The organism is Actinomycetota bacterium, from assembly GCA_030776725.1.
Taxonomy (GTDB): domain Bacteria; phylum Actinomycetota; class Nitriliruptoria; order Nitriliruptorales; family JAHWKO01; genus JAHWKW01.
The window spans coordinates 1-6,659 of record JALYHG010000042.1 but is presented as its reverse complement, the minus strand read 5'-3'; the positions used below and the strand labels follow the sequence as shown (position 1 = coordinate 6,659).

Genomic DNA, 6,659 nt, shown 5'->3' with positions numbered 1-6,659 from the left:
CCTCGATGATCATGGTTCCCGCACCGTTCGCCATGGACGCGATCCTGGAGGCCTACGAAGCCGGCATCAGCACCATCGTGGTGATCACCGAAGGCGTGCCGGTGCACGACATGACCGTGGTGTACGACCGGGTGGTACGCCGGGGTGGCGTGCGCCTCATCGGGCCGAACTGCCCGGGTCTTATCAGCCCCGGGAAGGCCAACGTGGGCATCATCCCGGCCAACATCGCCGGGCCCGGGACGGTGGGACTGGTGTCGCGCTCGGGAACGCTCACCTACCAGATCATGCACGAGCTGGCGCAAGGGGGCCTGGGGATCTCCACGTGTGTCGGCATCGGGGGCGACCCGGCTGTGGGGTCCAACTTCTTGGACATCATCCGCCTGTTCGCCGACGACCCCGACACCCACGCGATCGTCTTCGTCGGCGAGATCGGCGGGACCGACGAGCAGCAGGCGGGGCGTTGGATCGCCGAGCACATCCCCGACACACCGGTGGTGGCCTACATCGCGGGGTTCGAGGCGCCCGCAGGCAAGCAGATGGGCCACGCTGGGGCGATCGTGCGCGAAGGCGGCGGCGGGGGCGAAACCGCGGCCGAGAAGAAGGACATCCTCGAGAGCCTCGGGATCGCGGTGGCGACCAACCCGTCAGAGGCCGCCAGCCTCATGATCGAGCGACTGTCCGAACGCGGCTGAAGCTGAGCAACGCGGGCACTCGCACGGACACACGGGGGGGACTCCCGTGACGGCCGGCGTTGCCGCGACGAGACCGAGTCCAGCAAGCCGGCGGTACGAGAGAAGCCCCGCCCTTTGAGGGGCGGGGCTTCTGTCACGCCGGGACGCGCGGGGGCACGGCGTCGACCGGCGCACGGCCGCCGTGGGGCGACGGCGACCGTTTCCCGCGGGCCGGCCGGGTGGGGCTCCGGCGTGATGAAGGGCCCACGGGGAGGCGACGAGAGACTCGCCGCCGTCACCTGGTACAACGCAGCCGCACACCTGAGCGTGCCCGTGGCGTCCTCGCTGTGCGCTGTGCGCACACCGCCGTGGGTGGCCGGCGATGACCCGGCGTCGTACCGTCTCCTGACGGGTCGGGAGGTCGCCACATGCAGGTCGGAGCCGCCACCAGCCGGACCGGTGAGGCCGGTCTGGCTGCCGCGGAGGCGGCCGACGCCGCCGCGCAGCCACTCGCAGACGGGTGCCGGCTCGCGGTGGTGTTCGCATCTCCAGCGCACGTCGATGGCCTCGCCGCGATCGCGGCGGCTGTGCGGGCGCGACTGGAGCCCGAGGCGCTGATCGCAGGGGTCGCGCAGGGCGTCGTCGGGCCCGGGACCGAGATCGAGGATGGTCCGGCCGTGTCGGTGTGGGCCGCCGCGTGGGAGGGCGGCGAGGTCCGCCCCTTCCGCAGCGCTGTCGGACGGGTCGACACCGGCGACGTCGCGGTCCTCGGGTGGCCCGACACCGGCGAGGATGACGTCACGATCGTGCTGGCTGACCCCCACAGCTACCCGGCCGCGGACGTCATCGCGCACCTCGGGCGTACCCGGCCCGGGCACCGCATCGTCGGTGGCCTGTTGACGCCCGGGCACGCTCCTGGGCGGCTGCTCCTCGCCGGTCGCGACAGCGCCGAGATCCACACCGACGGGGCGGTCGGCGTGACGCTGTCCGGGGTCCCCGTGGAGGTGGTCGTGTCGCAAGGGTGTCGGCCGGTCGGCGACCCGTTCGTGGTGACACGGGCAGAAGGCAACGTCGTTTTCGAGCTCGGCGGCGCCCCCGCGATGGAACGCCTGCGGCAGATCTTCGCGGAGGTTCCCTCCGAGGATCGGGCCCTGATGCAGCACGGTCTGCACGTCGGGCTGGTCGCCGACGAGTACCGCGACCACTTCGAGACCGGTGACTTCCTCATCCGTGGGGTGATCGGCGCCGACGAGGACACCGGGGCGATCGCCGTCGGCGACCACGTCGCGGCCGGACAGACGATCCAGTTCCAGGTGCGCGACGCGGCCAGCGCGCACGACGACCTCCTCGCTGCTGTGTCGCGCGCCGATCGCACCAGCCCGACCGCGGGGGCCCTGCTGTTCACCTGTAACGGCCGCGGTCGGCGGTTCTTCGGCGAACCCGACCACGATGCACGCACGGTCGCCGACGCCCTCACCGACCACCTCGGCGGGGCGTTCTGCGCCGGGGAGATCGGACCCGTCGGACCGCGCAGCTTCCTGCATGGCTTCACCGCGTCGCTGGCCGTCTTCCACGACGAGCGATGACCGACCCGCCGCCCGGACCTCACCGGACGCTGGCGTTCAGACGAGCTCGGTGAGGAGAGCGCGAACGCGGCGATCGATGTCGTCGCGGATCACCCGCGTCTCCTCCAGTGACCGCCCCGCAGGATCGGGGACGTCCCAGTCGAGGTACCGGGTGCCGGGGTGGATCGGGCAGGCGTCACCGCACCCCATGGTGACCACGACATCCGACGTCTCGACGAACTCGTCACTCAGGGCCGCCGGTGTCGCCTCGGACAGGTCGATGCCCCACTCGTCGATCACCGCTCGGACGTTGTCGTGGACGGCGTCGGCCGGCGCGGAACCCGCGGACAGCACACGGACCCGCCCGACAGCGTGGTGGCGCAGCAGTGCCGCAGCCATCTGGCTCCGACCGGCGTTCTGGACGCACACGAACAGGACCTGGGGCACGTCGTCCATGGTCCCTCTCGCCGGGTGACCGCGCCCGGTCGCACGGTGGTCCGCTGGCAGCCGCGCGACGACGACGAGGATGACCGCTTACGTCGGTTGAGCTCGTCCGGCCTCACCCACGTCGAGGTTGGACACTGCCGCAGCCAACGCATCCTCGACCCCAGCAGCGTACGTGAGCGGGTCATCGAAGAGGAACGCCCGCGCCAGCAGCTCGTCCCGCAGCTCGTCCTTGGTCATCGACCACCTCCCGCCCGGAGTCCCCTACGACGCTACGGGCGGGGCGTTACGGCCCCGTTAACACCAGGTTCGGGTCACGCGAACATCGCGTCGCACGTCGCGTGACCGGCCCGGACGCTCACAGCACGCCACCGGCCGCCTGCCGACGGTGGTCGAGCACCCGGTCGAGGAGTGCGGTGTCCACCCCTTCGTCCATCGCGACGTCGCGGAGGGTGCGGTCCTCCTCCATCGCCCGTTTGGCCAGGGCCGCGGCACGCTCGTACCCGATCTCCGGGGCCAGCGCCGTGACCGCCATCAGGGACTGCTCGGCGTAGCGCGGACCCCGGTCGGTCGCCTCCGCCCCGATCACGCAGCGGTCGGCGAAAAGGCGGCTGACCGCGGCCAGCAACCGGATCGACTCGACCACGTTTCGGGCCATCACCGGGATCATCACGTTGAGCTCGAGCTCGCCGGCCAGCCCGCCGACGGTCACAGCAGCGTCGTTCCCGATCACCTGCGCAGCCACCTGCCGGACCGACTCGGGGATCACCGGGTTGACCTTGCCGGGCATGATCGACGAGCCCGGCTGCACGGCCGGCAGCTTCAGCTCGTAGAGACCGGTCCGCGGCCCCGACGACAGCCACCGCACGTCGTTGGCGATCTTGAACAGGCTCACCGCCACCGAGCGCAGAGCCGCGGACAGGTCCACCAGCGCGTCCCTTGCGCCCTGCTGCTCGAAGTGGTCCTCGGCCTCCCGGAACGGCAGGCCGGTGCGCTCCGCGATCAGCTCGATCGCCCGGGTGGCGAACCCCGACGGGGCGTTGAGACCGGTCCCGACAGCCGTCCCTCCCAGCGGCAGCTCGACAACGGACTCGAGGGCACGCTGCACGCGCCCGGCTCCTAGCTGCACCTGCCGTGCGTAGCCGCCGAACTCCTGGCCGAGTGTCACGGGCGTGGCGTCCATCAGGTGGGTGCGGCCCGGCTTGACGACATCGGCCCACTGTTCGGCCTTCCCCGTCAACGTGCCATGGAGGTGAGCGAGCGCAGGGAGCAGCTGATCGGTGACCAGCTGCGCGACGGCGATGTGGACAGCGGACGGGAAGGCGTCGTTGGACGACTGGCTGGCGTTCACGTCGTCGTTGGGGTGGACCCGCGACGCCCCGACCTCATCACCGAGGAGCACGCCCGCACGGTTGGCCAGCACCTCGTTGACGTTCATGTTGGTCGAGGTGCCGGAACCCGTCTGGAAGACGTCGACCGGGAACTGGTCGTCGTGCCCGCCGTCGATGACCTCGTCGGCCGCACGCCGGATCGCATCGGCGAGGTCGGGGTCGACCACCCCGATCTCCTGGTTCGCTGTGGCTGCCGCCCACTTGACGAGGGCCAGCGCACGCACCACCTCGGCGGGCACACGCTGGCCCGAGACCGGGAAGTTCTCGACCGCGCGTTGCGTCTGTGCGCCCCACAGTGCGTGAGCCGGGAGCTGCATCTCCCCCATCGTGTCCCTGGCGGTTCGGACGGCATCAGCCATCGCTGCCTCCCGTGCCATCGCTGGACCCGTAGCGTACGGACGCTCGTAGGCTCCCGGACGAGGGGGTGCGCGTGGAACTGGTGTCGGCAGCCGAGGTGACGGCCGCGGCGTCGCTCGTCGCCTCCGTCGTCCAGGCCACACCGATCGAACCGTCGCGTGCCCTGTCGCAGGCGGTCGACGCCGAGGTGCTGCTCAAGTGTGAGAACCTGCAGCGAACCGGATCGTTCAAGCTGCGGGGCGCCTACACCTTCATCTGCCGCCTCACCGACGAGGAGCGCGCCCGCGGCGTGGTGTGTGCGTCGGCTGGGAACCACGCGCAGGGAGTCGCGCTCGCCGCGAACCTGCAGGGCGTCGACGCCACGGTGTTCATGCCGCGTGAGGCGCCGCTGCCCAAGGTGGAGGCCACAGCCGGTCACGGGGCGGACGTCCGGTTGGTGGGGTCGTCGTTCGACGAGGCACTGGACGCGGCGCTCGATCACGCGTGGGGAGCGGGGAAGGTGTTCGTCCACCCGTTCAACCACCGCGACATCATCGCCGGCCAGGGCACGCTGGGCTTGGAGCTGCTCGATCAGATCCCGACGCTGCGGGGCGGCGGGACGATCGTGGTGCCTGTGGGCGGCGGGGGGCTGTGCTCGGGGATCGCGGTGGCGATCAAGGACACGGCCCCGGCGGTCCGCGTGGTCGGGGTGCAGGCGGCTGGGGCCGCGTCCTTCCCGCCGTCGCTGGCCGCCGGCGAACCGCGCGACGCGCCCGGCTGCGACACGATCGCGGACGGCATCGCGGTGAGACGTCCCGGCGAGCTCACCCTCGCTCACGTCCAGGCCCTCGTCGACGAGGTCGTGACGGTCGACGACGACGTGATCGCCCGCGCACTGGTCCTGCTCCTGGAACGCGCCAAGCTGGTGGTCGAACCGGCCGGTGCGGTGGGCGTGGCCGCCATCTTGACGGGCGCCTGTGACCTGCGGCCCCCGATCGTGGCGGTCCTGTCGGGAGGGAACATCGACCCGCTGCTGCTGCAGCACCTGGTCACGTCAGGGCTGACCGCCGAAGGCCGCTTCGTGGCGATCCGCACGCGCGTGGCGGACCGACCCGGTGAGCTGCACCGGCTGCTGGGCCTCCTCGCCGAAGAACGCGCCAACGTCGTGGCGGTCGAACACCACCGGTTCCTGCGGCGCCTGCGGATGGAAGAGGTCGAGGTGGTCCTGGAGCTCGAGACCCGCGGCCCCGACCACGTCGAGGCGATCCGCCAGCGGATGCTCGCGGCCGACTACCCGTTCGAACGCGTCTGAGGCCGCATCCTCAGCTCATCCTCAGCCGATCCCTCAGCTTCCTCTCAGCTTCTGTTGGCATCCTCCTTCTCGGAGCGTGAGCGAGGGACATGATGGACATCGGGTCTGGCACCGACTGGGCCGCCGCACCGTTCCGGGCCATCACCTGCCACGGTGACCCGGCGATGCGCCGCGTCCTGGCCGCGTTACGGCCGCATCCTGGCGTTACACACTGGATGTACACATGAGCTACCATATTGCACATGCCGAGGATCCAGGTCATCGTTGACGAGCCCGAACGGGAGGCCTTCCGCACCCAGGCAGAGGCCGAAGGACGATCGCTGTCGGAGTGGTTGCGGGAGGCTGGACGGGAGCGGCTGGCCCGCAGCCAACCGGCTGAGCTCCGCACACGCGAAGACCTCGAGCGGTTCTTCACCGGGTGTGACGAGCGTGAAACCGGCCGGGAACCAGATTGGGATCAGCACCTGGAGGTGATCGCCCAGTCACGCGGCTCCGGGCTGCCACGGCCGTGACGTTCGTGGACACCAACATCTTCATGTACGCGGTCGGGAGACCCCATCCTCTCCAGCACGAGGCTCGTGCCCTACTGATCGACCACGTCGAGGACCGTCGGCCGCTGGCGACGTCCGCGGAGGTCCTACAGGAGCTGATGCACGCGTACCTGCCGGTCCGCCGGCTTCGAACGCTGGATGCGGCTCTGCGCCTGGCGACGGATCTTGCAACCATCTGGCCCATCGAAGGGCGGGACGTCGCCGACGCGCGGCACCTCGTACGGCGGCACCCAGGCCTCGGAGCCCGCGATCTCCTCCACCTTGCTGTCTGTGTCCGGCGTGGGGTCGTAGATCTGCTCACGTTCGACCGCCAGCTGGCCGCCGCGTTCGCCGGGTAACCACGACCTGGCGAGCCGTCCGCGACTGACCGGGCGTGCGGGGAGTCGTCT

At 70.8% G+C, this 6,659-nt stretch carries 8 protein-coding genes; 5 read left to right on the top strand and 3 right to left on the bottom strand.

Annotation, left to right across the window (positions count from 1 at the left end):
* Together M3N57_01630 and M3N57_01625 are read left to right on the top strand one after the other, a co-directional pair.
* Positions 1–692, top strand: a 692-nt coding sequence (locus M3N57_01630; GenBank protein MDP9021405.1) for a succinate--CoA ligase subunit alpha, incomplete at its 5' end; no start/stop codon positions are given.
* Between the two features lie 407 nt (positions 693–1,099).
* Positions 1,100–2,257, top strand: a complete 1,158-nt coding sequence (locus M3N57_01625; GenBank protein ID MDP9021404.1) for an FIST C-terminal domain-containing protein — start codon at positions 1,100–1,102, stop codon at positions 2,255–2,257.
* 36 nt (positions 2,258–2,293) lie between these two features.
* On the opposite strand, the gene M3N57_01620 is transcribed toward M3N57_01625, so the two are convergent.
* From M3N57_01620 to M3N57_01610, 3 genes are all read right to left on the bottom strand, one after another.
* Positions 2,294–2,692 carry an arsenate reductase ArsC gene (locus M3N57_01620; GenBank protein ID MDP9021403.1) on the bottom strand — a complete coding sequence of 133 codons (399 nt, stop codon included), beginning with the start codon at positions 2,690–2,692 and terminating at the stop codon, positions 2,294–2,296.
* A gap of 78 nt (positions 2,693–2,770) precedes the next feature.
* Positions 2,771–2,920, bottom strand: coding sequence for a hypothetical protein (locus tag M3N57_01615; GenBank protein MDP9021402.1), 150 nt, complete (start codon positions 2,918–2,920; stop codon positions 2,771–2,773).
* A 118-nt stretch (positions 2,921–3,038) separates the two neighbouring features.
* Positions 3,039–4,430 (bottom strand): class II fumarate hydratase, encoded by a 1,392-nt coding sequence (locus M3N57_01610; GenBank protein ID MDP9021401.1) that lies wholly within the window; start codon positions 4,428–4,430, stop codon positions 3,039–3,041.
* A gap of 71 nt (positions 4,431–4,501) precedes the next feature.
* Here M3N57_01610 and ilvA point away from each other — a divergent pair, with 71 nt between their 5' ends.
* From ilvA to M3N57_01595, 3 genes are all read left to right on the top strand, one after another.
* Complete coding sequence (gene ilvA, locus M3N57_01605; protein ID MDP9021400.1) at positions 4,502–5,719, top strand: threonine ammonia-lyase; 1,218 nt, start codon at positions 4,502–4,504, stop codon at positions 5,717–5,719.
* Positions 5,720–5,961: 242 nt separating this feature from the next.
* On the top strand, positions 5,962–6,231 hold the full coding sequence (locus M3N57_01600) for an antitoxin (GenBank protein MDP9021399.1): 270 nt from the start codon (positions 5,962–5,964) through the stop codon (positions 6,229–6,231).
* 5 nt (positions 6,232–6,236) lie between these two features.
* A complete protein-coding gene (locus M3N57_01595; GenBank protein MDP9021398.1) occupies positions 6,237–6,608 on the top strand; it encodes a type II toxin-antitoxin system VapC family toxin in 372 nt (123 codons plus the stop codon).
* The last annotated feature ends 51 nt before the right edge of the window (positions 6,609–6,659 follow it).

Excerpts from the sequence above, each read along its gene's own strand:
- M3N57_01625 (MDP9021404.1), top strand. The coding sequence starts at position 1,100 with ATGCAGGTCGGAGCCGCCACCAGCCGGACCGGTGAGGCCGGTCTGGCT.
- M3N57_01620 (MDP9021403.1), bottom strand. The coding sequence starts at position 2,692 with ATGGACGACGTGCCCCAGGTCCTGTTCGTGTGCGTCCAGAACGCCGGT.
- M3N57_01615 (MDP9021402.1), bottom strand. The coding sequence starts at position 2,920 with ATGACCAAGGACGAGCTGCGGGACGAGCTGCTGGCGCGGGCGTTCCTC.
- M3N57_01610 (MDP9021401.1), bottom strand. The coding sequence starts at position 4,430 with ATGGCTGATGCCGTCCGAACCGCCAGGGACACGATGGGGGAGATGCAG.
- M3N57_01600 (MDP9021399.1), top strand. The coding sequence starts at position 5,962 with ATGCCGAGGATCCAGGTCATCGTTGACGAGCCCGAACGGGAGGCCTTC.